General features: G+C 67.5%; 24 protein-coding genes, 1 tRNA gene and 1 riboswitch. Of the genes, 13 read left to right on the forward strand and 12 right to left on the reverse strand.

Going from position 1 to position 24,889, the window contains the following annotated elements; genetic code table 11:
- Positions 1-235: 235 nt before the first annotated feature.
- From gcvPB to ACX40Y_RS11480, 5 genes are all read right to left on the reverse strand, one after another.
- Entirely contained in the window at positions 236-1,810 is a 1,575-nt protein-coding gene (gcvPB, locus tag ACX40Y_RS11460; protein WP_459119696.1) for an aminomethyl-transferring glycine dehydrogenase subunit GcvPB, read from the reverse strand.
- The gene (gene gcvPA, locus ACX40Y_RS11465) at positions 1,807-3,165 is read right to left on the reverse strand and encodes an aminomethyl-transferring glycine dehydrogenase subunit GcvPA (protein ID WP_459119697.1); all 1,359 of its coding nucleotides are present in this window, start codon (positions 3,163-3,165) and stop codon (positions 1,807-1,809) included. Before gcvPA ends, gcvPB begins: the two co-directional genes overlap by 4 nt.
- A 281-nt stretch (positions 3,166-3,446) precedes the next feature.
- Positions 3,447-3,818, reverse strand: coding sequence for a glycine cleavage system protein GcvH (gcvH, locus tag ACX40Y_RS11470; RefSeq protein ID WP_459119698.1), 372 nt, complete (start codon positions 3,816-3,818; stop codon positions 3,447-3,449).
- 1 nt (position 3,819) lies between these two features.
- Positions 3,820-4,983, reverse strand: a complete 1,164-nt coding sequence (gcvT, locus tag ACX40Y_RS11475; protein WP_459119699.1) for a glycine cleavage system aminomethyltransferase GcvT — start codon at positions 4,981-4,983, stop codon at positions 3,820-3,822.
- Between the two features lie 167 nt (positions 4,984-5,150).
- Positions 5,151-5,241: riboswitch (glycine riboswitch) on the reverse strand.
- A gap of 213 nt (positions 5,242-5,454) precedes the next feature.
- Entirely contained in the window at positions 5,455-6,093 is a 639-nt protein-coding gene (locus tag ACX40Y_RS11480) for a hypothetical protein (protein ID WP_459119700.1), read from the reverse strand.
- 121 nt (positions 6,094-6,214) lie between these two features.
- On the opposite strand from ACX40Y_RS11480, the gene ispH reads away from it, so the two are divergent.
- From ispH to rnhA, 3 genes are read left to right on the forward strand one after another with little or no spacing between them, the layout of a single operon-like run.
- A complete protein-coding gene (ispH, locus tag ACX40Y_RS11485) occupies positions 6,215-7,168 on the forward strand; it encodes a 4-hydroxy-3-methylbut-2-enyl diphosphate reductase (protein ID WP_459119701.1) in 954 nt (317 codons plus the stop codon).
- Positions 7,168-8,124 (forward strand): homoserine kinase, encoded by a 957-nt coding sequence (gene thrB / locus ACX40Y_RS11490; protein WP_459119702.1) that lies wholly within the window; start codon positions 7,168-7,170, stop codon positions 8,122-8,124. The genes ispH and thrB overlap by 1 nt, the downstream gene beginning before the upstream one ends.
- A complete protein-coding gene (gene rnhA, locus ACX40Y_RS11495; RefSeq protein ID WP_459119703.1) occupies positions 8,121-8,561 on the forward strand; it encodes a ribonuclease HI in 441 nt (146 codons plus the stop codon). Before thrB ends, rnhA begins: the two co-directional genes overlap by 4 nt.
- Here rnhA and ACX40Y_RS11500 read toward each other — a convergent pair.
- The 4 genes from ACX40Y_RS11500 to folK all read right to left on the reverse strand — a co-directional run bounded on the left by ACX40Y_RS11500 (position 8,555) and on the right by folK (position 11,503).
- The gene (locus ACX40Y_RS11500) at positions 8,555-9,730 is read right to left on the reverse strand and encodes a PrnB family protein (RefSeq protein ID WP_459119704.1); all 1,176 of its coding nucleotides are present in this window, start codon (positions 9,728-9,730) and stop codon (positions 8,555-8,557) included. The genes rnhA and ACX40Y_RS11500 overlap by 7 nt on opposite strands.
- A gap of 4 nt (positions 9,731-9,734) precedes the next feature.
- Complete coding sequence (locus tag ACX40Y_RS11505) at positions 9,735-10,811, reverse strand: aminotransferase class V-fold PLP-dependent enzyme (RefSeq protein ID WP_459119705.1); 1,077 nt, start codon at positions 10,809-10,811, stop codon at positions 9,735-9,737.
- Positions 10,812-10,937: 126 nt separating this feature from the next.
- Positions 10,938-11,013, reverse strand: a tRNA-Lys gene (locus ACX40Y_RS11510).
- A 13-nt stretch (positions 11,014-11,026) separates the two neighbouring features.
- Complete coding sequence (gene folK / locus ACX40Y_RS11515; RefSeq protein ID WP_459119706.1) at positions 11,027-11,503, reverse strand: 2-amino-4-hydroxy-6-hydroxymethyldihydropteridine diphosphokinase; 477 nt, start codon at positions 11,501-11,503, stop codon at positions 11,027-11,029.
- A gap of 23 nt (positions 11,504-11,526) precedes the next feature.
- On the opposite strand from folK, the gene ACX40Y_RS11520 reads away from it, so the two are divergent.
- Positions 11,527-12,132: a uracil-DNA glycosylase family protein gene (locus tag ACX40Y_RS11520; protein WP_459119707.1), complete on the forward strand. Its 606-nt coding sequence runs from the start codon at positions 11,527-11,529 to the stop codon at positions 12,130-12,132.
- On the opposite strand, the gene ACX40Y_RS11525 is transcribed toward ACX40Y_RS11520, so the two are convergent.
- From ACX40Y_RS11525 to ACX40Y_RS11535, 3 genes are read right to left on the reverse strand one after another with little or no spacing between them, the layout of a single operon-like run.
- Positions 12,119-13,024: a flagellin gene (locus ACX40Y_RS11525; RefSeq protein ID WP_459119708.1), complete on the reverse strand. Its 906-nt coding sequence runs from the start codon at positions 13,022-13,024 to the stop codon at positions 12,119-12,121. The two genes, ACX40Y_RS11520 and ACX40Y_RS11525, sit on opposite strands and share 14 nt — an antisense overlap.
- 12 nt (positions 13,025-13,036) lie before the next feature.
- Positions 13,037-15,136: a flagellar hook-associated protein FlgK gene (locus tag ACX40Y_RS11530; protein WP_459119709.1), complete on the reverse strand. Its 2,100-nt coding sequence runs from the start codon at positions 15,134-15,136 to the stop codon at positions 13,037-13,039.
- 25 nt (positions 15,137-15,161) lie between these two features.
- Complete coding sequence (locus ACX40Y_RS11535; RefSeq protein WP_459119710.1) at positions 15,162-16,463, reverse strand: flagellar hook protein FlgE; 1,302 nt, start codon at positions 16,461-16,463, stop codon at positions 15,162-15,164.
- 195 nt (positions 16,464-16,658) lie between these two features.
- Here ACX40Y_RS11535 and ACX40Y_RS11540 point away from each other — a divergent pair, with 195 nt between their 5' ends.
- From ACX40Y_RS11540 to ACX40Y_RS11580, 9 genes are all read left to right on the forward strand, one after another.
- Positions 16,659-17,057 carry a flagellar biosynthesis repressor FlbT gene (locus ACX40Y_RS11540; protein ID WP_459119711.1) on the forward strand — a complete coding sequence of 133 codons (399 nt, stop codon included), beginning with the start codon at positions 16,659-16,661 and terminating at the stop codon, positions 17,055-17,057.
- A 12-nt stretch (positions 17,058-17,069) separates the two neighbouring features.
- On the forward strand, positions 17,070-18,440 hold the full coding sequence (gene fliI, locus ACX40Y_RS11545; protein ID WP_459119712.1) for a flagellar protein export ATPase FliI: 1,371 nt from the start codon (positions 17,070-17,072) through the stop codon (positions 18,438-18,440).
- Positions 18,437-18,862, forward strand: coding sequence for a hypothetical protein (locus ACX40Y_RS11550; RefSeq protein ID WP_459119713.1), 426 nt, complete (start codon positions 18,437-18,439; stop codon positions 18,860-18,862). The genes fliI and ACX40Y_RS11550 overlap by 4 nt, the downstream gene beginning before the upstream one ends.
- The gene (locus ACX40Y_RS11555) at positions 18,859-19,887 is read left to right on the forward strand and encodes a peptidoglycan-binding protein (RefSeq protein WP_459119714.1); all 1,029 of its coding nucleotides are present in this window, start codon (positions 18,859-18,861) and stop codon (positions 19,885-19,887) included. Before ACX40Y_RS11550 ends, ACX40Y_RS11555 begins: the two co-directional genes overlap by 4 nt.
- A gap of 223 nt (positions 19,888-20,110) precedes the next feature.
- Complete coding sequence (locus tag ACX40Y_RS11560; protein WP_459119715.1) at positions 20,111-21,160, forward strand: sigma factor-like helix-turn-helix DNA-binding protein; 1,050 nt, start codon at positions 20,111-20,113, stop codon at positions 21,158-21,160.
- A 56-nt stretch (positions 21,161-21,216) separates the two neighbouring features.
- A complete protein-coding gene (locus tag ACX40Y_RS11565) occupies positions 21,217-21,732 on the forward strand; it encodes a hypothetical protein (RefSeq protein ID WP_459119716.1) in 516 nt (171 codons plus the stop codon).
- 133 nt (positions 21,733-21,865) lie between these two features.
- Entirely contained in the window at positions 21,866-22,951 is a 1,086-nt protein-coding gene (locus tag ACX40Y_RS11570) for a helix-turn-helix domain-containing protein (RefSeq protein ID WP_459119717.1), read from the forward strand.
- A gap of 43 nt (positions 22,952-22,994) precedes the next feature.
- Positions 22,995-23,651, forward strand: coding sequence for a dTMP kinase (locus ACX40Y_RS11575; protein WP_459119718.1), 657 nt, complete (start codon positions 22,995-22,997; stop codon positions 23,649-23,651).
- A 117-nt stretch (positions 23,652-23,768) separates the two neighbouring features.
- Positions 23,769-24,881 (forward strand): fumarylacetoacetate hydrolase family protein, encoded by a 1,113-nt coding sequence (locus tag ACX40Y_RS11580; RefSeq protein WP_459119825.1) that lies wholly within the window; start codon positions 23,769-23,771, stop codon positions 24,879-24,881.
- Positions 24,882-24,889: the final 8 nt, after the last annotated feature.

Genomic DNA, 24,889 nt, shown 5'->3' on the forward strand with positions numbered 1-24,889 from the left:
GAGAGACTTTCCGAAGGATAGGATTCGGCCATCCACAGGGAAGAGGATTTACGGCGCGGTCCCGCCGCCTCACCCATGCGGACCCGACGCAACGCGTGCGGGCGCAACCTGTATGCAGAGCGGTGGCAGCGATCGCAATAGCGCTGGCCCCGTCCTCCAGATGCGAAACGCCGGCCGGAAGCGGGGGCTTCCAGCCGGCGTGTGCGACCCTCTCGGGGGGTAACGGGTCGGGCGCTTACCCGGCCGCTTCGGCCGGGGCCGCGTTCTTGTAGGCCAGCACCGGCTTGCGCGCGGCGAGCGTCTCGTCGAGGCGGCGGCGGGGCGCGAAGTGCGGGGCGCTCTTCAGCGCCGCCTCGCCCTGCTTGGCCTTGGTCGCGACGTTGCGGAACGCACCGATGAACTGGTCGAGCGCCGCCTTGCTCTCGGTCTCGGTCGGCTCGACCAGCATCGCGCCGTGGACGACCAGCGGGAAATACACCGTCATCGGGTGATAGCCCTCGTCGATCAGCCCCTTGGCGATGTCGAGCGTCGAGAAGCCCTCGGGCAGGCCCTTGTCGCTGAAGATCGCCTCATGCATGCACGGGCCGGTCTTGGCGAAGGGCGCGTCGAGCACGTCCTCCATCGCGCGCAGCACATAGTTGGCGTTGAGCACCGAATCCTCGGCGACCTGGCGCAGGCCGTCGGCGCCGTGGCTGAGGATATAGGTTAGCGCGCGGGTGAACATGCCCATCTGGCCGTGGAAGGCGGTCATGCGGCCGAAGGTCGAGGCGTGATGCTCCTCGGCAGTCTCTTCCTCGACGAGGCGATAGCCGGCCTCGGTCTTCTCGACGAAGGGCAAAGGTGCATAGGGCGCCAGCGCCGCCGACAGCACCACCGGACCAGAACCCGGACCACCGCCGCCGTGTGGGGTGGAGAAGGTTTTGTGCAGGTTGATGTGCATCGCATCGACGCCGAGGTCGCCCGGGCGCACCCGGCCGACGATCGCGTTGAAGTTGGCGCCGTCGCAATAGACATAGCCGCCCGCGGCATGGACCGCATCGGAAATGTCCTTGAGGTCCGGCTCGAACAGCCCGCAGGTGTTCGGGTTGGTGATCATCACGCCGGCGATGTCCGGCCCCAGCCGCGCCTTGAGCGCCGCCACGTCGACCCGGCCTTCCGGCGTTGCGGGAATGTCCTCCACCGCGAAGCCGGCGAACGCCGCCGTCGCCGGGTTGGTGCCGTGCGCCGATTCGGGCACCAGCATGATGCGGCGCGCGGTCTCGCCCTTGGCGTCGAGCGCGGCGCGGATCGCCAGCACGCCGCACAGTTCGCCATGCGCGCCGGCCTTGGGGCTCATCGCCACCGCCTGCATGCCGGTGAGCGTGATCAGCCAGTGCGCGAGCTGGTCGATCGCTTCCAGCGCGCCCTGCACGGTATCGACCGGCTGGAGCGGGTGGATGTCGGCGAAGCCCGGCAGGCGCGCCATCCGCTCGTTGAGGCGCGGATTGTGCTTCATCGTGCAGCTGCCCAGCGGGAACAGGCCGAGGTCGATGGCATAGTTCTGGCGGCTGAGGCGGGTATAGTGGCGCACCGTCTCCGGCTCGGACAGGCCCGGCAGGCCGATCGGCTTGCTCCGCTCCATGCCGGCGAGACGCGACTTGCCCGCAGGCGCCTCGCCGAAATCGACGCCGGTGGTGTCGGTGGAGCCGATCTCGAAGATCAGCGCCTCTTCCAGCATCAGCGCGCGGTTGCCGGTGAAGGTACCCTCGGCGCTAATACCATCCTGCGACGGCGTGGTGGGGCGCCAGCCCGACGGATTGATCGTGCTCATGCCAGCACCTCCTCGAGTGCGGAGGCAAGCGTCTCGACGTCCTCCTCCGTGGTGGTTTCGGTGACCGCGACGACGAGGCCGTTCTGGAGTTCCTCGACGCCCGGATAGAGGCGGCCGAGCGACACGCCGGCCAGGATGCCCTTGTCGGCCAGCTGGCGAACGACGGGGCGCGCTTCCTTCGACAGCTTCAGCGTGAATTCGTTGAAGAACCGGTCGGTGACCAGCTCCACCCCGTCCACCTCGGCCAGGCGATCGGCGGCGGCGCTGGCGCCGACATGGTTGAGCTCGGCAAGCTGGCGCAGGCCCTTCTCGCCCAGCAGCGTCATGTGCACCGACATGGCGAGCGCGCACAGCACCGAGCTGGTGCAGATGTTCGACGTCGCCTTTTCGCGGCGGATATGCTGCTCGCGGGTGGAGAGCGTCAGCACGAAACCGCGCTTGCCGCTGGCGTCCACCGTTTCACCACAGAGGCGGCCCGGCATCTGGCGGACCAGCTTTTCCGAGCAGGCGAACAGGCCGACATACGGCCCGCCGAATTGCAGGCCGACGCCGAGCGACTGGCCTTCGCCGACGACGATGTCCGCGCCCATCTCGCCCGGTGCCTTGATCGCCCCCAGCGCCACCGGCTCGGTGACGACGGCGATGAGCAGCGCCTTCTTGGCGTGGCAGGCCTCGGCCAGCGCCGACATGTCCTCGATGCGGCCGAGAATATCGGGATACTGGACGACGACGCACGAGGTGTCGGCGTCGATCGCGTTGATCAGGTCGAGCGTGTCGGGCTCGGGGCTGAACGTCGGCAGCGCGGTCACCAGCTGGTCGCCGGTGAAGCGCGCCATCGTCTTGGCGACCGAGACATAATGCGGGTGCAGGCCGCCCGAAAGGATCGCCTTGCCGCGCTTGGTGACGCGGCGCGCCATCGAGATCGCTTCCCAGCACGCGGTCGAGCCGTCGTACATCGAGGCGTTGGCAACGTCGCAGCCGAGCAGCCGGGCGATCTGGCTCTGGAACTCGAACATCATCTGCAGCGTGCCCTGCGCGATTTCCGGCTGGTAGGGCGTGTAGGCGGTGAGGAACTCGCCGCGCTGGATGAGGTGATCGACCGAGGCCGGCACATGGTGGCGATAGGCCCCTGCCCCCAGGAAGAACGGCGCTTCGCCGGCCGCCAGGTTCTTGCGCGCGAGCGCGGTCATGTGGCGTTCGACCGCGAGTTCCGACGCATGCATCGGCAGGCCCGCGATCGGCCCGCTCAGGCGGGCGCTTTCGGGCACGTCGACGAACAGGTCGTCGATCGACTGGGCGCCGATCGTGCCAAGCATCGCCTGACGGTCGGCCGGGGTAAGGGGCAGGTAGCGCATCACGGTTCCTTGTTCCCTTCCCTCTTTCCTCCCCTTCCGCTTGGCGGAAAGGGTCGGGGGAGGGGCTGAAGTTCTTTGGAAAGGACTGGCGGCTGCCATCCCCTCCCCTAACCCCTCCCGCAAGCGGAAGGGGAACGCGCCCCTCGGAAGGGGCTTCCCCACTTAAGCCCCTCCCCTTCAGGGGAGGGGTTGGGGGTAGGGCAATCAGGTCAGCGGGATGGATCGCTTGTGGAGAGTCCCCCACCCCAACCCCTCCCCTGAAGGGGAGGGGCTATGTCAGATCACAGCTTCGCGACGAACGCCTGGTACTTGGTCTCGTCCATCAGCTCTTCGAGCTCGCTGGTGTCGCTCAGCGTCATCTTGAAGAACCAGCCGTCGCCTTCCGGATCCTCGTTGACCAGCGCGGGATTGTCAGCGAGGTCGCTATTGCCCTCGACGACGGTGCCCGAGACCGGCGCATAGACATCCGACGCCGCCTTGACGCTCTCGACGACCGCGGCATCGTCGCCCTTGGTCAGTTCCTTGCCCTCGTCGGGCACTTCGACGAACACGATGTCGCCGAGCTGGCTCTGGGCATATTCGGTGATGCCGACCGTCGCGACGTCGCCGTCGACGTCGATCCACTCATGGTCTTCGGTAAAATAACGGCTCATGTCACGCTCCCTTTCGGACATAGCGGTGGGGGACGAAGGGCATTGCCACAACTTCCGCGGAGTGCTGCTTGCCCCGCTGGACAAGCGTAATCTTGGTGCCGGCGGCCGCAAGGGCCGCGGGCACATAGGCCATCGCGATCGGCTTCTGCACCGAGGGCGCGAACCCGCCCGAGGTGACCTTGCCGACCTCGGCGCCCGAGGCATCGACCACCGCCGCGCCTTCGCGCACCGGCTGGCGGCCCTCGACGATCAGGCCGACGCGCTTCGTCGCGCTGCCCTGCTCGCGCTCGGCGAGGATGCGCTCGGCACCGGCAAAGCCGCCCTCTTCGCGGCGGCGCTTGGACAGCGCGAAGCCCAGATCGGCGGCGACCGGCGTGGTCTCCAGATCGAGGTCATGGCCGTAGAGCGGCAGGCCGGCCTCCAGGCGCAGCGAATCGCGCGCGCCCAGGCCGATCGGCTTCACCTCGGGCTGCGCGGTGAGTGCGTCGGCGAACGCCTCGGCCGCCTCGCCCGGCAGCGAAATCTCGTAGCCGTCCTCGCCGGTATAGCCCGAGCGGCTGACCCAGAGCGGGTTGCCGTTCCACTCGAACGCGGCAGCGGTCATGAACACCAGCTTCTCGACGCCCGGCAGCACGCGGGCGAGCGCGGTCACCGCCTCGGGCCCCTGCAGCGCCAGCAGCGCCTGGTCCTCGAGATGGTTGATCGTCACTTCGTCGGGCAGGAACTCGCGGAACACGCCGAGATCGTCCCACTTGGTCGCGCCATTGACGACCATGTAGATCGTGCCGCCCTCGATCTCGAAGGCGTTGTCGGCGGGCAGGCGGGTCATCATCAGGTCGTCATGGATGCCGCCCTCTTCGCTGAGCAGCAGCGAATAGCGCATCCGGCCTTCGCCCAGCCCCTTCACGTCGCCCGGTAGCAGCTTTTCGAGGCTCGCATCGAACTCGACACCCGAGAACAGCAGCTGGCCCATATGGCTGACGTCGAACAGCCCGGCATGCTCGCGCGTCCAGAGATGCTCGGCCATGATGCCTTCATACTGGACCGGCATCGCATAGCCCGCGAACGGGACCATCCGGCCGCCGCGCGCGCGGTGCCAGGCGTCGAGCGGCAGCGTCTCGATCGGCAGGTCGGCCACAACGGTATCTTCGGCGATGTCGCTCATCGGGGCACTCCGGGCAGTTTGGGTTCAATGGTCCGCCCGGGGCAAACGCCCCTGGCTGCACCACCGCCCCCTCTGTCACGGAACCTGAGAGCTTTCGCACGGGCGAACCCGGCTTACCCCTTCGGTGGAGCCCGGCCCAATTCGGCCGTCTCGCTTTCCAGAGTGTCGTGGCGCGCGCGGTCCTCGCTGCCTGAGAGATTCCGGGGCGGTTGCTCCTTCGGCGATCCGGCGAACCGGATACTCTCCCGCGCGTGCCCATACCGGTTGCCCGGCATCGACATGCCCGCCTTGGCGGCACGGCTTGTCGAAGTCAATCGGGGTAGTGGGGAATTTAGATCCTCCCCGGCACGGGGAAGGGGACCGCGCAGCGCCAGCCGCGTGGTGGAGGGGGGCCACCGCGCCGGAGTCGCTTGTTGATACCCCCCCTCCGCCACGCTGCGCATGCCCCCCGTTCCGGGGGAGGAGTGAAGGTTAGCGCGTCGCGTTATATTTGAGCTGGTCTTCGGTCAGCTGGAAGCCGACCAGCGCCTCGAACGTGGCCGAGAGCACGGCACCGCGCACGGCCGGATCGGCGAGCGGGTCCATCGCTGCGGATTCCTCGCCTGCCCTGCGCTTCTGCGTCAGGCGGCGGCGAACCTCGTCGGGAAGCGTTGCCGCGGCGCGGGCGACGCTGGCGGTCGCCTGGCCCGTGGTGCTGGCACGAAGCGCGCCTGCATCGAAATGGAGCGTGACGTTGCTGACGCGCTTGGCGGTGACGGAGGTGCCGCCGCGAACGATCGTCAGGAAATAGGGCAAGGTCACGTCGCGGGCGGGGCCGGCATCACGACGCTGGGCAACCACATCGAAGCTGATGTTGGTGACCACCTGATCGCCGGCATCACTGCACACCGGCTTCAGATTGGTGATCGTGGCGACGACGTCGATCGCCGTGGCCTCGCGGCTATCGGCCGGATCGAACAGCGTCACATCGCCGGTGCCAGCGGGAATCGCGACCTGCGGGCAGGCCGTGCGCACCGCGCTGATGCCGCCAGCGGTGATTTCGCCGGTTCGGGAACATCCCGCCACAGCCAGCAGGACGACGGCGGGAACGGCGATCTTGGCGAAGTACAAGGGGTGCAACCTTTCGAACCGAACAGCCGACCCCCATCTCGCGCGAGCGAGGGATCGGAACGGCGCGCACCATAGGAACCGCCTTCCGCCCGCGCAAGCAATCGCGTAGAGGCTCGACCCGATGGCACACACCGAAAAGCGTCCACTGGAGCTGCTGATCGCAGCGCCCCGCGGCTTCTGCGCCGGCGTCGACCGCGCGATCCGCATCGTCGAGCTCGCGATCGAGAAGTTCGGCGCGCCGGTCTATGTCCGGCACGAGATCGTCCACAACAAATATGTGGTCGAGAATCTGCGGGCGAAGGGCGCGGTGTTCGTCGAGACGCTAGACCATGTGCCGGACGGCGTGCCGGTCGTTTTTTCCGCGCACGGCGTGCCCAAGGCGGTGCCGCACAAGGCCGAGCAGCGCGGGCTCTCCTATCTCGACGCCACCTGCCCGCTCGTCTCCAAGGTCCATCGCCAGGCCGAGCGGCTGGTGGCGGCCGGCCGCCACATCCTATTTGTCGGCCATCAGGGCCATCCGGAAGTGATCGGCACCTTCGGCCAAGTGCCCGAAGGGGCGATGACGCTGGTGGAAACAGAGGCCGATGCCGAATCGGTCGCGGTGCCCGATCCCGACAATCTCGCCTTCCTCACCCAGACGACACTATCGGTCGACGACACCGCCGCCGTGCTCGGCATCCTCAAGCGCCGTTTTCCGACCATCCTCGCCCCCGGCGCCGACGACATCTGCTATGCCACCTCCAATCGCCAGGGCGCGGTGAAGGCGATTGCCGAGCAGGCCGAGCTGGTGCTGGTGATCGGTGCGCCCAATTCGTCGAACTCGCTGCGGCTCGTCGAAGTCGCCAAGCGCGGCGGCGCCTGTGCGGTGCTGATCCAGCGGGCAGAGGAGATCGACTTCAGCTGGTTCGACGGCGTCGCCAAGGTCGGCATCAGCGCCGGCGCATCGGCGCCCGAGATACTGGTGCGCGAAGTAGTCGACCATCTTTCGACCCGCTTCACGATCACCGAACGCGAAGTCGAGACCGTCGAGGAAAGCGTCGTGTTCAAGCTGCCGCGCGGGCTCGAGGCCGCGTAATGGCCGTCTATACGCAGGTTTCGGCCGAGGCGCTCTCCGCGTTTCTCGAGCGCTTCGACGTCGGCGAACTCGTCTCAGCCAAGGGCATCGCCGAAGGGGTGGAGAACAGCAACTATCTCGTCGATACGAGCAAGAGCCGCTTCATCCTGACGCTCTACGAAAAGCGCGTCGATCAGGGCGACCTGCCCTATTTCCTGGCACTCCTCGATCACTGCGCCGATCGCGGCTTGCCGGTGCCGCCGGCGGTGCCCGATCGCGACGGGCGCCTGATCCATGAACTCGAGGGTCGCCCGGCGTGCCTGATCCAGTTCCTGTCGGGCGTCTCGGTCTCCCACCCCACCCCGGCACAGGCGCGCGCCGCGGCGGAGGCGATGGGCAAGATGCACAAGGCAGTCGCCGACTTCCCGCTCGACCGCCCCAATTCGATGGGCATCGACACCTGGCGCCCGCTGTTCGAGCGCTGCGGCACCAGCCTCAACGATATCGCACCGGGCCTGTACGACGAACTCGGCCGCGCGCTCGACCGCGTGACCGCCGCCTGGCCGCGCGAAGGCTTCGACAGCTGTGCGATCCATGCCGACCTGTTCCCGGACAATGTGCTGATGCTCGGCAACCGCGTGACGGGCCTGATCGACTTCTACTTCGCCTGCACCGACCTGCGGCTCTACGACCTCGCGGTGATGCACACCGCCTGGGCGTTCGATGCGACCGGCCGGGCATTCGATCCCTATGTCTCCGAAGCGCTGCTCGCCGGTTACGAGGCGAGCTACAAGCTAAGCGAGGCCGAGCGCGCGATCCTGCCGCTGCTGGCAACCGGCGCGTGCATCCGCTTCACCCTCTCGCGCGCGTGGGACTGGCTCAACACACCCGCCGACGCGCTGGTGACGCGCAAGGATCCGATGGCCTTCTGGCGACGCTCGCGCGCCTATGAAGCGGCACTGGCGGCGATCGCATGAGCGAACTCCAGCATGTCGAGATCGCCACCGATGGCGCGTGCAAGGGCAATCCCGGCCGGGGCGGCTGGGGCGCGGTGCTGCGCATGGGTGGCGTGGAGAAGGAATTGTCCGGCGGCGAGCCGCACACCACCAACAACCGCATGGAACTGATGGCCGCGATCCAAGGGCTGCAGGCGCTCAAGCGGCCATGCCGGGTGACGCTCTCCACCGACAGCCGCTATGTGATGGACGGGCTGACCAAATGGATCCACGGCTGGCTGAAAAATGGCTGGCGCACCGCCGACAAGAAGCCGGTGAAGAATGCCGATCTGTGGCAGGAACTGCTGGCCGCCGCGAAGCCGCACCGGGTCGAGTGGAAATGGGTGAAGGGCCATGCCGGCCACCCCGACAACGAGCGCGCAGACAAGCTGGCCAGCGACGCTGCGCTCGATCAGTGAGTTGAGAGCGCCTCGCGCAGCCTGACCAGATCGGAATGGCGCGTGCCGTCGCCCGGCACCGCGCTTCTCAGATCACGCAACGTCGCCAGCGAGCGGACCAGCACCTCGAGCGGCGGACCGCTGGCGGTGACGCCGCGGAGCTGCGCCGGGGCGATGCTGTCGGCCGGACGCTCGATGAAGCGGTTGACCAGCCGGTCGTGATGCTGCCGCGCGGTCTGGCCGAACAGGTCGCAGAGCAGCAGGAACGCCGATGCATTCGCCTGGAACCAGGGTGCATCGGCATGATCGGGCGCGAGCGCCAGCAATTCGTCGAGCAGGCTGCGCCGGTTCATGCACTCGCGCAGCCGCCGCTGCTCGGCGGGCATCATGAAGGGCAGCTTTTCGACCAGAAGCTGCGAGTAATAGGGATCGTTGGCGCGGCACAGGCCGAGCATCAGATCGATCTCGTTGATGCCGGCGAAATCACCCGCATTGGCGCCGCGCCACACCGTCCGCCCCACCCGGTACGGCTTGTAATAGGGCCGCACGCTGCAGAAGAACCGATCGACGTCGAGCCGCTCGAACAGCCGGTCGTTGATCGCGATCACCGCACGGAGCGCGTCGGCCGCATCGGCGAACAGGATGTCGGCCACCGGGCTGGACACCCCCAGCGCCGAAATGCGGACGAGCGCATCAGCGGCGCGCTGGAAGCAGAGGATGGCGCGCGCATTCTCGTCGATGAACAGGAACTCGTCGGGCAGCGACGTGAAGCTCTTGCGGACGCCGGCGACGGCCAGGTTGTGCGTGGCGAGATGCGCGGTGGCGAAGCGCGGCGCCATGCCGATCGCGGCACCGATGTGCAGCGCCAGTGCCGACACGCGCGGAAAGGGCGAGCGCTCCTCCCCATCGGGGTTGGTCAGCTCGTGCCGCCGCATCGCGCCGAGGAACATGCCGACATTGCCGAGCAGCGCGAAGCCGTTGTCGAAGCCGTCGCCGGTTTTCCCCTCCGCCAGCAGCGGTTCGATCAGCGCCTCGCCCTCGTCGCGCAGAGCGCGCTTGATCGGATCGCCGATGCCCTGGACGTGCAGGCGATCGGGCTGCTCGAAATAGGCGTTTTCGAGCGCGGTGTTCATTTCGACGAAGGACGTGCGGATCCAGCGGTCGAATTCGTGGGTTGCCGGTGTCGTCATCTTGTCAGCGCAGCCCGGCACCGCGCAGTTGCACGGCCACCCGCTCGACATCCTCCGCGTCGTTCCATGCCGCGAAGGATAGGCGCAGGATCGGTCCGCGTCGATCGAAACCGACGCCGGCCTCGCGCAGCGCAGCCTCGCTCTCGGCACCGAGGGCGAGGCACAGCGTGCAGCCCTGGCTGCCATTTTCGGGCATCGCGCCGGCCAGCCCAGGCACGCTTTCCAGAAGCTGTTGCTTGAGCGCCGCATTGTGCCGCGCGATCCAGGCGACACCGATCTGCCCGATCGTGGCGAGTGCCGCCGCCGCGACGATCGAGGGTGCAACCGCCGGCGTGCCGCCCCAGAAACGCCGCGCATCGGGCGCGAAACGGAAGCGGCGGGGATCCATCTCGAACGGCGCCTCGTGGGAGAACCAGCCGCGCTCGATCGGCTCGAGGCGGTCCACGATCTGCGGGTTCACCCACAGGAAGCCCGCGCCCGGCCCGCCGCACAGCCATTTGAGCGCGCTGCCCGCCACTGCATCGACGCCCCAGGCGGCGACATCGATCGGCACGACGCCGGCGGACTGGGCGATGTCGACCACGATCGCGGCACCGCCTGATCGGGCACGGCCGACGATCTCCGCGATCGGGCTGATGCGGCCGCTATTCGAATGGACGTGCATCGCCACCACCGCGGCGATGTCGGCATCGCCCGCACGATCCCATGTCGCGGGGAGCGAGGGGTCACCATCGAGCAGTTCGAGCCGCAGGCCGATCGCCGCCAGGCCCTGCAACGCGTAGGCGATCGAGGGAAATGCCTCGTGCGATGCGAGGATCACATCGCGCCGCTCGATGCGCGGCAGGCCGGAGAGGAAGCGGAAGATCGCAGCAGAAACCCCGGCCTGCGGGCACCAGTCCGCCGTACTGCCGCCGAGCAGCGCCGCAAGTGCGCCGCGAAACGCATCGACCTCCGCCAGCCAGTCGTCCCAGGCCTGAGCGCCTCCCGCCTGCCAGGGCGCCAGCAGCCCGGACCGGACCGCATCGGCCACTGCCACCGGCATGCAGCCGGCACTATGCGCGAGCAGGTAAGGCCCGCCCATCGGCAGATGAAAGAGCGACTTTACGGTATCGGGGCTCGGCAAGATGGCAACCTCGTCTGCTATGGCGCGACCGCCAGCGGCAACGCATCCAATGGCGGGACGATGATCGATCGGTACGAGAGGCGATGGTGGGTCCGCCGGGATTCGAACCCGGGACCTCTCGATTAAAAGTCGCTTGCTCTACCGACTGAGCTACGGACCCACGCCGCCTGCCCCTAAGCGCGCCTGCGCGGGCGGTCAACCGCGTGCAGCAACTGAGCCACGCTTCGTCCGCCGATCGGATCGCGCCAGCGCGGGACGAGTTCGGCGAGCGGGGCGAGGACGAAGCGGCGGTCGCGAAAGGCGATGTGCGGCACCGTCAGGCCCCGGCTCTGCCAGCAGCCGCCAGACCAGAGCAGGATGTCGAGATCGATCACCCGCGCCCCCCAGGTCCGGCCGCGGCGGCGACCGAATTGCCGCTCGATCGCCTTCATGCGCGCGAGCAGCGCGGACGGCGTCTCGTCGCTTTCGATCAGTGCGACGGCATTGGCGAAGCGCCGGATCGAGGGGCCGAGCGGCGCAGTCGAGATCGTCCGCGAGACGGCCCGGACGCCGCCAAGCGCAGCCAGCGCCGCCGCAACTTCGCGCGCGGGGGCGCCATGACGCCCGCGCCGATTCGACCCGAGGCCGATCACATAACTTGTCGTTGCCACGACGAGGCGCCTATCGCGACATGATGTCGACGCCAAGCCTGGAACCGCCCCGTGACTGCCCGCTCTGCCCGCGCCTCGTCGCGCTGCGCGAGGAACTTCGCGTCGAACAGCCAGAATGGTGGAACGCACCCGTGCCCGCGCGGGGACCGGCAAACGCTGCGATCGCGATCGTGGGGCTGGCGCCGGGCCGGATGGGCGCGAACCGAACCGGCCTGGCCTTTGCCGGCGACGATTCGGGCACGCTGCTCTTTGCCGTGCTCGCGTCCTTAGGGCTTGCGGTGGATGGCGAACCGACGGGCGTGCTGATCCTGAACGCGGTGCGATGCCTGCCGCCCGGCAACCGCCCTGCCCCGGCCGAAATCCACGCGTGTCGCCCATTTCTGGGCGAACAGCTTCGCGCCGGCATCGTCGTCGCGCTCGGCGAAATCGCGCATCAATCGGCGGTGAAGGCGATGGGCGGCAAGTTGCCCAAGGCGCGGTTTGCTCACGGCGCCGAGCATCGGATGCCGGACGGGCGCATCCTGATCGATAGCTATCACTGCTCGCGCTACAACCAGAATACCGGACGGCTGACTGCCGCCATGCTCCAGGCTGTGTTCGCGCGAGCGATCGCGATCAGAGGTATTTGACGAGGCTGAGGCTGCTCAGCTGCGAGAACACCGAATAGCTCGCTTCCAGCACGGTCTTCTGCTGCGCCAGATCGACCGCGACCTGACCGAGATCGGCATCCTCATTGTCCTCGATCACCTGCTGGAGCAGCAGCGCGCGCTGCTCGCCACGGCTGGTGAGATCCTCGACCTGATTCTGCTTGCGGCCATTGTCGGCGTTGACCGCGCGGAGGCTGCCGAGCCCGGTATCGATCTTCGAGATCGCTTCCTGGAGCGCAGTCAATTGCGCATCGGTGGGCTTGTCGGTGATGTCGCCCGCCTGCGCGAGCGTGCGGAACGCCTCGTAAAGGCCCTTGCCGATCGAACTGGCATTGATGCCATAGGTCACGTCGACGCCGTCGGCGACCCGCGCCGTGGAAAGCACGTCGTCGTCCTGAAACGCCTGGTCGGCCGGCACGGTCGCGGCATCCGCCAGCGTCGCGACGGTGAAGGGCGAACTGCCGGTCTGCGAACCGGCGAACAGCGGCGTGCCACCTTCGCTCGCGTTGAGCGAGGCGCGCATCTGCTGGAACGCGCTCGAGATCGCCTCCTGAAGACCGGCCGACTGGCCGGTGCCCACGGCGGTCAGGATCTGCTCCCGCATGTCCTCAACGGCGGTCTGGATGCCTTCGATATGCCCCTGGTAGAGCGACATCGTCGTCCCCACCCGCTTCGCCACGGTCGACTGCGACTGCTGCTGCGAAAGCAACGTGTGCGCGGAAAGGTTGCGCACGGTTTCGGTGCCGAGCGAGGCGAAATCCGACGCCTTCTTGCCGGTGGAAAGCCGCTTCTGCGTGACCGCGAGCTTTTCCTGCGCGGTCTGGATCGCGCTGGCCATCGTGCGCTGAAGCGGAATCGTAGCTACGCGTGACATTCGGCGGACCCCTTATCGAACCATTTCAATGAGTGTGTCGTACATCTGGCTGGCAGTCGTCATGATCCGCGCCGCCGCCGAATAGCTGTTCTGGAGCACCACCATCTGCGACAGTTCCTCGTCGATGTTGACGCCGGAATAGCTGTCTCGGCGGTTCACCGCGTCGCCCTTGCGCGCGGCCGCATCGTCGAACTGGCTCTTCGCCTGGCTCGCCTCCAGGCCGGTTCGGCCGAGCAGCAAGTTCGAGAAGCGGTTGATCGAAACGACCCCGTCCTTGCCGAGATCGACTGTGCCCGCGAGTTTCTCGACATAGGCGGAGGCGCCGCGTGTGTCGCCCGCGCCAAGCGCCTTTTCGCCGACTGCGACGCCGGCATTGAGCTGGGCCAGCCCGAGCTTGCCGCTGTCCGCCGCGATATCGGGGCGGACCTGCGCGGCGGATAGCCCGCTCGACAGGCCGTTGATTCCCATCAACTGCGAGAAGCTGCGGCCGCTGCCGTTGCGATCGGTCGAATCCGCAGGGGTCGAAAGCACCGCGCCGGACACTGCCGTCGCCGGATCGAACCGCACCCGGCCGCGATCGTCGAGCGAGAAGGATCCGAAATTGGCAAGCGGACTGCCGTTCAGATCGTTGATAAGATCGCCCATCGTCCCGCCGGTGGTCGGCTGGAGCGAATAGCTGGTCAGCGCCAGCCCGGACGAATCGCGCAGCACGATCTGCGTGCTCTCGCCCGTGGTGAAGCCATGCGGATCGGACGCGACGAATCCGCTGGGCACCAACGTGCTCGTGTCGCTCTGGATGATGTCGTTCAGGCCGAAATATTGCGACACGCCGATGCCGGCACGGCTGCTGGGGTTGCCGCTGGTCTGGCCGATGGCGATGCCATTGCCGCTGCCGGTTGCCGCAATCTTCAGCACCCCGTCGGTAAAGCTCGCCGTCGCGGCGCCGCCCAGGCCGGTGTTGATCGCCGCGACCATGTCGTCGACGGTGGCGGTAGGCCCGAGCGCGTCGAAATCGATGTCCGCCTTCGCAACCAGCGTGCCGCTGGCGTCGGTCACCGCGAAGGTGGCGGCGCCGGTAAAGCCCAGCCGGTCGGTGCCGATCAGGCCGGTCTGCCGGCCGGTCAGGCTCGACGGCGGCGGCACCGTCACGCTGTTGTTGGAGACGGCGTTGAGCGTTTCGGCGAGGCCGCTGAACAGCACGCCCATCTGTTCTGAAAAGGCGGGCAGGGCACGATCGCGCAGATCGAGCAGCCCGCCGAGCTTGCCACCGACGGCAGCCGATTCGAGCTTTTCGCCGGTCAGCGCCCCCTTCTCGCCGTTGGGGGTGGCGAAACGGATGCTGATATCGGGATAGGTCGGCTGCGACGTGCCGGTGCCCGAACTCGGATAATCGAGCTGGCGAAGGCGGTTGTCGAGCAGCATCGCGCCGGCGGTGGTTTCGATCGTCACGCGGCCGTCGGCCTGATCGCGGACGTTGACGGAGATGAGGCTGCTCAGTTCCTCGATCGCGCTCATCCGCTGATCGGCGGCGCCACTGGCGCTCCGCCCCAGGCCCGTCGCCTGCGACACGGTGCCGTTCAGATCGTAGATGCGCTGGAGCAGCGTGTTGATCTTGTCGACCGAATAGACGACTTCCGATTCGACGTCGGCGCGCAGGCCATCGACGTCGCGCGTCGACTGCTGCATCGACGTGATCGCGTCTTCGACGTTGCCGACGAACACCGCGACGGTCTGTGCCGAGGATTGCGACCCCGTCATCGCCGTTGCCGACGCGGAGATCGCGTCGAGCCGCGCGGGCAGCCCGGACGAGGCGCCGGGCTCGCCGAGCAGCGCCTGAAGCCGATCGAGATAGTTGGACGTCACCTCCGTGCGGCCATAATCGCCCGCACGGCGGTACACCGTCGCTTCGAGGAACCGATCGGCGACCCGTTCGGGCTCGCCGACCCGCACGCCGCTGATCTGACCCGACACCACCGCGGTGGAGAGCCCGACCCGCTCGCGCGCATAGCCGGTGACGCCGACATTGGCGATGTTGTTGGAAACCGCGCGCAAGCCGGACTGCGCAGCAGCCAGGCCCGACACGGCGGTTCCCAAAATATCGTTCAGCGACATGACGACGATCCCCCGGCCGGCTGCGTCAACGCTTCAGATCGCTGACTTCGCGCAGCATGTCGTCCACCGTGGTGATGATCTTCGACGATGCGCTGTAGGCGCGCTGGAAGCGGATCATGTTGGTGAATTCACCGGCGAGATCGACGGTCGATGCCTCGAGCGTGTTCGACGACAGCGCACCGGCGCCGAGTTCGCCCGGCGGGTTCATCGTCATGCCGCCCGACTGGCGGTTCGCCGAATAGGCGTTGCCCGAAATCCGCGTAAGACCATCGGCGTTCGGGAAGGTGGCGAGCGGCAGCTGGAACACCTTGCGGTTCGAGCCGTCGTCGAAGATCGCGCTGACCACGCCTTCCTTCGACACTTCGATCGCCGAGATGTTGCCGTTGACGCCGCCATCGACGTTCGACGAGACGAGCGAGGACGGCTGGCCGAACGAGGTGATGCCGTTGATCCCGCCATCGTCGCCGAGCTGCATGTCGATCGGCACCGAGCTGGCGCCGTTGGTGTAGGTGATGCTCAGCGGATCGAACAGCGCGGCGGTCGAACCTGCCTTGTTGAGGCTGCCATCGCCGTTGAACAGCATCGTGCCGCTCGAGACCAGGCCGTCGGCGGCGGTCACGTCGGATGCCGGCACGACATAGTTTTCGACCTGCCAGGTGTTCGGGCCGGTCTTGATGAAGCTCATGTTGAGCTGGTGATTGGTGCCCTGCGCGTCCGAGATGGTGAACGAGCGGGTGAAGGTCGGCGTGACCGTTCCGGTCGCCATGTCACCGGCGGTATAGGCGCCGGTATAAGTATCGGCGTCCATCTGGAGGTTCGCGCGCACCTGAAGCCGGGTGGTGGCCGAGGCGGTGCCGACCAGGTCGCTCACGCGCACCGGCTCGAGCGCGCTCAGGCTGCCGGTATTGGTATAGTTGCCGCTCGCGTCGAGGCGCCAGCCATAGAGATACAGGCCGGAGGAGTTGCGCAGATAGCCTTCCTCATCCGGCTTGAACGAGCCGGCGCGGGTATAGGCGACCTCGTCGCTGTTGGTCAGGCCGGTCCGGGTGATGAAGAAGCCGCCGCCATCGATCGCGAGATCGGTGCTGCTGCCGGATGCCTGGAGCAGGCCCTGCTTGGACACCTGCGAGATCGGGGCCGCGGCGACGCCGCCGGCGGAATAGCTGCTCGACGAACGACCGTCGGTGACGAGCGTCCGGAACTGTGCTTCGACGCCCTTATAGGCGACGGTGTTGATGTTGGTGATGTTGTCGGCCACGGTCGCCATTGCGCTCGACTGGGCGCTCAGGCCGGACACACCGGCATAAAGAGCGGAATAGAGGCTCAAGTCTTACACTCCTCGCGATGCCCGCGCGATGCTCACACAGGCCACAAGCCCATTGTAGGATGACGGAGTGAGGGCCCAAATCGAGTTGCGAAATTGACCGCGCAAAATCGGCGGTGGGCAAAATTTGCCGGGTGATGCGCCCGTGCCGGAAAATTGATCCTATAAAATGTATAAGGTTCAATGAAAGGCACGACCATGCTCCGCATCACGCTTCGCGACGGCGAGAAGGCGATCGTCAACGGCGCCGTCCTGCGCGCCGTGGGTCGCACGCAGATCGCGGTCGAGAACAAGGTCGCGATCCTGCGCGGCCGCGAAGTGATGCGGCCGGAGGAGGCGACCACCCCTGCCCGTCAGCTCTACTTCACGACGATGCTCGCCTATATCGACGAGCCCGGCCGCGAGGCGCACAATGACTCGGTGCTTCAGGTGTTGAAGTCGCTGATGACGATCCTGGCGACGCCCGCCGCGCGTGAAACCTGTGTGCGCTTTGCGCATGATCTGGCCCAGGGCGATTATTACAAGGCGCTGATGGTCGCGCGCGATCTGATCGCGATCGAGCAGGCCGAAGATCGCCCCGAGATCGAAGCAGCCTGAGGCGACGGGGCGATGCAGACGCTCGCCAGTGCAGCGCGCGCGATCCGGGAGATGGTCCCCGATCGGCGGTTCGGCCGCGTCGTCGCGGTTCGCGGCGCGCTGATCGAAGTCGAAGGGCTGATGGGCGTGGCGCAGATCGGCAGCCGGGTCGAGATCCAGTCCCCCGTCGGCAAGGTCGAAGCCGAAGTGACCGCGCTCGATCGCGGCGTCGCGCTGTGCCTGCCGTTCGTCGATCCGCAAGGCGTCGGCCTCGGCGCGATCGCCGAACTCGGCGCCGGCCAGTTCACCGTTCGCCCGTCGACCGCCTGGCTCGGTCGGATGATCGACGGGCTGGGTCGGCCCGTCGATGGCCTGGGGCCGTTGCCCCGCGGCGCCGATCCGCAACCGATCAAGGCCCCGCCCCCCGCCGCCGCCGGCCGGTCGCGTGTCGCCGAACGCATCGAGACCGGCGTGCGCACGCTCGACCTGTTCGTGCCGCTGTGCCGCGGCCAGCGGCTTGGCCTGTTCGCCGGTTCGGGCGTCGGCAAATCGGTGCTGCTTTCGATGCTTGCGCGATGGACGCAATGCGACGTCGCGGTGATCGGCCTGATCGGCGAACGCGGCCGCGAGGTTCAGGAATTTATCGAGGACGATCTGGGACCGGAGGGCATGGCGCGATCGGTGGTGGTCGTCGCCACCTCCGACGAGCCCGCGCTGATGCGCCGCCAGGCGGCCTGGACCACCCTCGCCGTCGCCGAGCATTTCCGTGATCGCGGCATGAACGTGCTCTGCCTGATGGATTCGGTCACGCGCTTCGCGATGGCGCAGCGCGAGATCGGCCTGGCCTCTGGCGAGCCGCCCGCCACCAAGGGCTATACCCCGACGGTGTTCGCCGAACTGCCCCGCCTGCTGGAGCGGGCCGGGCCGGGCGCGCCGGGTGCGGGCATGATCACCGGGCTGTTCACCGTCCTTGTCGACGGAGACGATCATAACGAACCGGTTGCCGACGCGGTGCGCGGCATCCTCGACGGCCATGTGGTGATGCGCCGCGCGATCGCCGAGCGCGGCCGCTATCCGGCGATCGACATTCTCAAGTCGGTGTCGCGCACGCTGCCGCACTGCATGGACGATGCGCAGAATGCGACGCGCGTCGCCGCACGTAAGCTGCTGTCGACCTATACCGACATGGAGGAAATGGTGCGGCTGGGCGCGTATAAGGCCGGCTCGTCGCCCGAGGTAGACCGCGCCGTCGCGCTCGCCCCGCAGATCGAAGCGCTGCTCAATCAGGGCAAGGACGATCGCGGGCACGTCGACGACGCCTTTGCCGCGCTGAACGCGATCCTCGAGGGCAATTCCCCGACCGCGCTCGGCGATGCGCCCGATAATGTGGGCCTTGCCGCATGACCCCGTTCGACACTGCCCTGCGCGTGCAGCGCCGCGAGGTCGATGCGATCAAGGTTTCGATCAGCGTCGAGCTCGAACGGATCGCCAGCCTGGAGTTGCAGCAGCGCGACCAGATCGAGCGGATGCGCGATGAGCGGATGGTCGCCCATGCGCTTCCGTTCGCGACCGACGCATGGCTTGCAGCGGCGAAGCGCCAGCGAGAGGCGATTGAGCAGGCCGCCGAAATGGCGCGCGCGCGTCTGACCACGCTGCGCGAGCAGGCGGTGGAAGTATACGGCACGATGCGCGCGATCGAAGGCGCAGCCGAACGCTACCAGCAGGAAGCCGACCGCGCGGTCGAGGCGGCCGAACAGGCGGCGATCGACGACATCGCCGCCGCGCGATTCCTGCGCGAGCGGCGCAAGCGGGCGAGGACCGCATGATCCAGCGTGCCGACCTCGCCGCGCTGACCCCGTCGCAGCGCGCCGCCGTGATCTATGCCCAGGCGCAGTCCGAACTGTCGACGCGGCTGTGGCGCGCGGCGATCGGCGACGGCGAAAACGACAAGAATCGCAACGGATCGCCGCTGGGCGCGACCGACATGACGATGGATTCGCTGCTGCAGCTGCTGGGCGCGCCCGCCACGCCCGCTGCCAAGGCGCGGTGCAACTGCCGATGCGCCTGCAACTGCCACGCGGGCGACGACGACGCCGCGGACCCGATCGGCGCAGACGCACCAGCCAGGCCCGCCCCCGCCGCATCGCCCGCGCCGTTGCCGATGGCCGGCGCAAGCCGACCGCCGATGGTCGACCGGGCCGATGGCCCGCTCGCGCTCGGCAGCAATGCCCGATACGCCGCGGCGCTGAACGCCGCCGAGGCGCGCAGCGGCGTGCCCGCGACGGCGCTGGCCGCGATTCTCGATGCCGAGGCGGCCAAGGGCGGCGACGGCAGCTGGAATCCGCTTTCGCGCAACCCGCGATCGAGCGCGGCCGGGCTCGGCCAGTTTCTGAGCGGCACGTGGCAGACGCTGGCGCAGACGCCCGGCACCTGGCTGAACCAGGTTTCGCGCGAGCGCGGCTGGCTGACCGAGGACGGCAAGGTTGCAGCCGGCCGGCGCGGCGAGCTGCTGGCGCTTCGCTACGATCCCGATGCGTCGATTCTGTGCGTGGCCGACCTGGCGCGGCAAAATCTCGACCGGCTCGAACAGGCCGGGCTCAACGTGCGCGCCGATTCGGAGACGCTCGCCAAGGCGGCCTATCTCGGCCATCACCTCGGCATTGGTGACGCGCGCAAGTTCCTCGCCGGCGGAATCGATGCCGGCCGTGCCCGGACGTTGCTCGCCGCACAGATCGGCGACGACGCGGCAAGGGCGCGCATCAGCACCACCGGCGATGCCACCCAGGCGCACCGGCAATGGCTGCTCGGCTTCATCGATCGCCGAATCCAGCCGGAAAAATTCTCCTCCTAAAAATTTCGACACCGCAACGAAATGGTGCGGGACGATGGTGGACCGCGAATTAACCATATTATTTTCATGCGCTTAGCGGGCGCGATTGCGGAACCGATCCTATAATGTGCGGGTTTTACCTATAGGATCGATTAGCATTCCTTTAAGTGTTTCAGGCGAAATCTGCCCTTGTCGACGGCGCCGTAACGAAGGTTCGCGCCGCCACGGACCAGGGGAAGAAAACATGTCGAAGATCACGATCGCTCTCGAGGCTGCTGTCGCCTCCGTCATCGAGAACACGCCGAAGGACGCGAAGCAGACCGCTCGCCAGCGCGCCGAGGTCGACCGCGCCTTTGCCCGGATCCTCAAGCTGATCGCTCCCCGCATCCGCCACTTCATCCGCCAATATGGCCTGACCGCGCACTGGGACGACGCCGAACAGTGCTGCGCGATCGCGGTTCACCGCGCGATCCAGGCTTATGAGCCGGAAAAGGCCCAGTTCACCACATTCGTGAACTGGCAGATCCGCGGCGAGCTTCAGAGCCTGCGCTTCCGCCTGATGACCGACCAGCGCCCCTCGGCGAAGAAGGTCGAGGCGACCACGGTGTCGCTCAGCGCGCTTGCCACCTCGCCCGACGGCGAGGAACTGTCCCCCGAAGCGATGATCGAGGACGAGGACGCCCTGTCGCGGACCGAGAGCGCCGCGTCGGATTACCTGGCCGATGGCGCGATCGGATCGCTGATCGAAGCCTATGTCGATCACCTCCGCAAGGTCGGGATCGAGCAGCTCCGCCGTCGCCCCCGCCCGAAGCGCGAAGAAGCAGCGATCCGCCGCGAAGGCCCGCGCCTGCGCCACGCCACCTATGGCATCGACCCCGCCGAACTGGAAAAGCTGGAAGCCAAGCTGGAGCGTGATCGCGAGATCGTTGCCCGCCGCGTGTTCCAGACCGCCACGCTCGACGACCTGTCGCTCGAAACCGGCGTGACCAAGGAGCGCGTCCGCCAGATCACCAAGCGCGCCGCCAAGACAATCGCCGAGATCGCCGCCGCCGATCCGCGCTTCGCGGTGATGGCCGAATATCGCGACACCGTCGCCGCCAAGCGCCGCCAGCCCGGCGCCCGTCCGGCGACGCCGATCCTGCCCGACGCTACCCAGCCGCACAATCGCCTGGCCAGCGTGCAGGCGATCGAGCCGGGCAGCATCGACGCCGTCGTCGCCGAGGCACAGCGCGAAACCGCCGAGGCGGTGGTGCTCGCCGCAGCCCCGACCGCAAGCAGCGTCGCACTCCACTGAACCGCAGGCCCCATCTTCGTCCTATAATGAGCTGACACAGCCTGCGGAACGAGATGATGCCCAGACAGACCAATGCCATCGCAGCCGCCGAAACGATCCCGGCGCTGCCGCGCCCGAACTACAGGCTGACCGAACTGGCACAGCAGGTCGCGCGATGCGCAAGGCCGTTGCTGCCGAGCACCGCGAGGCTGATCCTGGGGCTGCAGCAGACCAGCGATGGCGCGCTGCGGATGACCTGGTGGCGCAGCGACGACTTTCGCGTCGTCGCGGAAATCGACGCCACCCCGGAGGGATTTTGTCCCGAGGACACCGAAGAAGGCGCGATGCAGGATGCGGCGTCCGCGCTGCTGAGCTATCTGGCCGGCCGCTGGCCCGCCCCGCCCGCGCGGCTGGGCGTGATCACCGACGGCAATGGCGTGGCCTTCTCCCCCGCCCGCCCGGCCACGGCAGAGCCGGGCTGGCTGCTTCATCACGCCACCGGCGGCGGACAGCTGACGGCCATCCTGCCGCTCGAGCCGACGGGCGCCTGTGCGCTGCTATGCACACCAGAACGGACCCATCGCCGACACTAAGGCGGCGCCATTAACCTTGTATTATCCCTAATATACTTCAAAATGGCTCCAGAACGCATCCTATGATGCGAATCGGGACAGATGAATGCAAGGCAAGGGCGAAGGGCGGGCGCGTGCACCAGTTGGGCGCGTGGTGAATGTCGACCTGAATCGATCGATCGTTTTCCCCAATCGACTTCGCGAACAGCGGCGACAACGCGGCTTTCCAAAGCTGCTGCGCCTCGCCAGTGTGGTGCCCGAGATCCCGTACATCCGGTTGTCGAAGATCGAGCGGGGCGAAGTGGTCGCGCGCGCGGACGAGTTGCGCCGGATCGCGGCGGCGCTACGAATCGCCCCGGCGGACCTGCTGATCGACATCGATGCCCCCGGCTTCGATATCGCCGCCTGGGCCGAACCGTTCCGTGACAATGCCGCGCCCGACATCGATGAAGCGCGCTTCGCGGTGCTGCTCGCCGCTGCGACGCGCGCCCGCAGGATGCGCGACCCCGATCTGACGATCAGTGCGGTCGAGCGCGACTATGCGCTCGCCCCGGTCAATCTGTCGCGCGTCGAAAATGCGCAGAAGCCGTTCGCGCGGTGGAACGCCTCGGTCCAGGCGTCGCTGTTCGCGCTGTTCGGTGTCGACAACGAAATCGCGTTGCGTGACGCGATCGAACGCCAGTTCGGGGCCGGCGAGCTCGACGAGGCACTCGATCAGGTTACCGATACGAGCGGGCGGCTCGCCCGCAACAGCGCCCGTATCGCCGATCTCAAGGCGCAACTGGCGGTCGACGCACCGGTTCCGGTGGATGGCGGCGCAGCGGTGGCGAGCGGCGTTTCCCCCCTCGCTCCGCACGCCGTTCCGCCTGGCCCGCCGCGCCGCGACCTCACCGTCCATGGCAGCCCGCTGGGCCAGGGCCTGATCGCAGAGACCGCCAGCGTCGACACGGTCGAGGCGCCGTCGAACGCCGGGCCGCGCGCCTTTGCCCTGCGCGTCTGTCGGGCGACGCTCGGCGCGGGCTTGCCGGCGCAGGCGATCACGATCGTCGACCCCGATCGCCAGCCGATGCCCGGCGGGATCGCCGCGCTGCGCGAGGAAACGGGCTGGCGGCTGTTGTCGGTCGGCGCTGACCGTGACGGTCGCACGATCGGCTACAGCCTTCACCCCGAACTGGAGGTCGCGCTCGACGAATGCGAGCCGAGCCGGCTGGCGGCGGTGATCGCGGCCGTCTTCGTTTGACGCGCCGTTGCCGTTTCCTGGGCCGACGCCTAAAGGCCGCGTCATGGGCGAACTGATCGCGATCGAAGGCGCCGACGGCGTCGGCAAGAACACCGCCGCGCTCGGCCTGTGCGCGGCGCTCAACGCGCGCGGCCAGCGCGCGACGGTGATCGGCTTTCCGCGATATGGCGAGACGGTGGCCGGCGTCACGATCGGCCGGATGCTGGCGGGCGAACTCGCCGTGCCGGTAACGCCGCAGGCCGCCGCCGTGCTCTATGCGCTCGACCGGCTGGAATGGCGTCAGCCACTGCTCGACGCGCTGGCCGACCACGATATCGTCGTGCTCGATCGTTATATCGCCTCGAACATGGCCTATCAGGCCGCCAAGCTGAACGGCGGCGGCGCGGCCGCGCTGCGCGACTGGATCCAGTCGCTGGAAACCGGGCAGTTTGCCCTGCCCGCGCCGCGCCTGTCGATCTATCTCGACACGCCGTGGGAACTGGCGCGCGAGCTGATCCTGCAAAAGGCGCAGCGCAGCTATACCGATCGCAGCTTCGACGAATATGAAGCCGACATAGCCCTGCAACAGCGGGTGCGCACCCATTATGAGGCGATCGTCGCGGCCGACCGGCTCGGCCCGTGGCGAACCGTTCAGGCGAGCGAGAACGGCACGATGCGCGCGCGCGAGGCGATCGTGAGTGAAATTCTATCTTATATTTGAAAACGGCTGAAACCGGGATATTGCCGCGCTTGACAATGTCGCGCCGCTGGCGGCATTGGTAGCGCTATCACAAAACCACGACAAGGTAGGCGAGAGGTCTTGGAAGCATCCCAAGTTTTGCTGCCCGCGGATCATCCGCAGGCGATCTTGGTCGGCCGCGTTCAGCGTCAGGCCGGCCCCAGCCCCATCATCGTCCGCGGCGGCGCCGTCATCGACGTGTCGGCCACCGCGCCGACGGTGGCGGATCTGCTCGAACGCGACGATATCGCCACGATCGATGGCGAGACAATCTGCACCGTCGAGGCGCTGGGCACCGATCAGGGGCCGACGCTGCTCGCGCCGTTCGACTTGCAGTGCGTGAAGGCCTGCGGAGTCACCTTCGCGGTCTCGGCGCTTGAGCGCGTGATCGAGGAACGCGCGCGCGGTGACGCGGACAAGGCAGCCGAAATCCGCGGTGACCTGGAAGCCAAGGTCGGATCGGGCATCCGCTCGGTCGTGCCGGGCACCGCCGAAGCCGCCAGCCTGAAGGCGGCGCTGATCGACGCGGGCATGTGGTCGCAATATCTGGAGGTCGCGATCGGCCCCGATGCGGAAGTTTTCACCAAGGCGCCGGTGCTTTCGGCCGTCGGCTGGGGCGCGGACATCGGCATTCGTTCTGACAGCGACTGGAACAATCCCGAGCCGGAGATTGTGCTGGCGGTGGACCGGAACGGCACCGTCAAGGGCGCGACTCTTGGCAACGACGTCAACCTGCGCGACTTCGAGGGCCGCAGTGCGCTGCTGCTCGGCAAGGCGAAGGACAACAACGCCTCGACCGCGATCGGCCCGTTCATCCGCCTGTTCGACGATCAGTTCACGATGGACGATGTGCGCGGCGCGGTGGTCGATCTCACCATCGACGGGCCGGAAGGCTATCGTCTGTCGGGCACCAACAAGATGAGCGAGATCAGCCGCGATCCGACCGATCTCGTCCGCCAGACGCTGAGCGAGCACCAGTATCCGGACGGTTTCGCGCTGTTTCTCGGCACGCTGTTCGCGCCGGTGCAGGATCGCGACCATCCCGGCCGCGGCTTCACCCACAAGCCGGGCGACGTCGTCCGCATTTCCACGCCGAAGCTCGGCACGCTCGTCAACCGCGTCACCACGTCGAAGGACGCCGCGCCCTGGACGTTCGGCATTCGCGATCTGATGCGCAACCTGGCCTCGCGCGGCCTTCTCTCGAATTCGTAAGGGTAATT

Source organism: Sphingomonas sp. RS6, from assembly GCF_054489705.1.

Bases quoted from the DNA above. Each gene is read 5' to 3' on its own strand.
- gcvPB (WP_459119696.1), bottom strand. From the start codon at position 1,810: ATGAGCACGATCAATCCGTCGGGCTGGCGCCCCACCACGCCGTCGCAG.
- gcvPA (WP_459119697.1), bottom strand. From the start codon at position 3,165: ATGCGCTACCTGCCCCTTACCCCGGCCGACCGTCAGGCGATGCTTGGC.
- gcvH (WP_459119698.1), bottom strand. From the start codon at position 3,818: ATGAGCCGTTATTTTACCGAAGACCATGAGTGGATCGACGTCGACGGC.
- gcvT (WP_459119699.1), bottom strand. From the start codon at position 4,983: ATGAGCGACATCGCCGAAGATACCGTTGTGGCCGACCTGCCGATCGAG.
- ispH (WP_459119701.1), top strand. From the start codon at position 6,215: ATGGCACACACCGAAAAGCGTCCACTGGAGCTGCTGATCGCAGCGCCC.
- thrB (WP_459119702.1), top strand. From the start codon at position 7,168: ATGGCCGTCTATACGCAGGTTTCGGCCGAGGCGCTCTCCGCGTTTCTC.
- rnhA (WP_459119703.1), top strand. From the start codon at position 8,121: ATGAGCGAACTCCAGCATGTCGAGATCGCCACCGATGGCGCGTGCAAG.
- ACX40Y_RS11500 (WP_459119704.1), bottom strand. From the start codon at position 9,730: ATGACGACACCGGCAACCCACGAATTCGACCGCTGGATCCGCACGTCC.
- ACX40Y_RS11505 (WP_459119705.1), bottom strand. From the start codon at position 10,811: ATGGGCGGGCCTTACCTGCTCGCGCATAGTGCCGGCTGCATGCCGGTG.
- ACX40Y_RS11520 (WP_459119707.1), top strand. From the start codon at position 11,527: ATGTCGACGCCAAGCCTGGAACCGCCCCGTGACTGCCCGCTCTGCCCG.
- ACX40Y_RS11525 (WP_459119708.1), bottom strand. From the start codon at position 13,024: ATGTCACGCGTAGCTACGATTCCGCTTCAGCGCACGATGGCCAGCGCG.
- ACX40Y_RS11530 (WP_459119709.1), bottom strand. From the start codon at position 15,136: ATGTCGCTGAACGATATTTTGGGAACCGCCGTGTCGGGCCTGGCTGCT.
- ACX40Y_RS11540 (WP_459119711.1), top strand. From the start codon at position 16,659: ATGCTCCGCATCACGCTTCGCGACGGCGAGAAGGCGATCGTCAACGGC.
- fliI (WP_459119712.1), top strand. From the start codon at position 17,070: ATGCAGACGCTCGCCAGTGCAGCGCGCGCGATCCGGGAGATGGTCCCC.
- ACX40Y_RS11550 (WP_459119713.1), top strand. From the start codon at position 18,437: ATGACCCCGTTCGACACTGCCCTGCGCGTGCAGCGCCGCGAGGTCGAT.
- ACX40Y_RS11555 (WP_459119714.1), top strand. From the start codon at position 18,859: ATGATCCAGCGTGCCGACCTCGCCGCGCTGACCCCGTCGCAGCGCGCC.
- ACX40Y_RS11560 (WP_459119715.1), top strand. From the start codon at position 20,111: ATGTCGAAGATCACGATCGCTCTCGAGGCTGCTGTCGCCTCCGTCATC.
- ACX40Y_RS11565 (WP_459119716.1), top strand. From the start codon at position 21,217: ATGCCCAGACAGACCAATGCCATCGCAGCCGCCGAAACGATCCCGGCG.
- ACX40Y_RS11575 (WP_459119718.1), top strand. From the start codon at position 22,995: ATGGGCGAACTGATCGCGATCGAAGGCGCCGACGGCGTCGGCAAGAAC.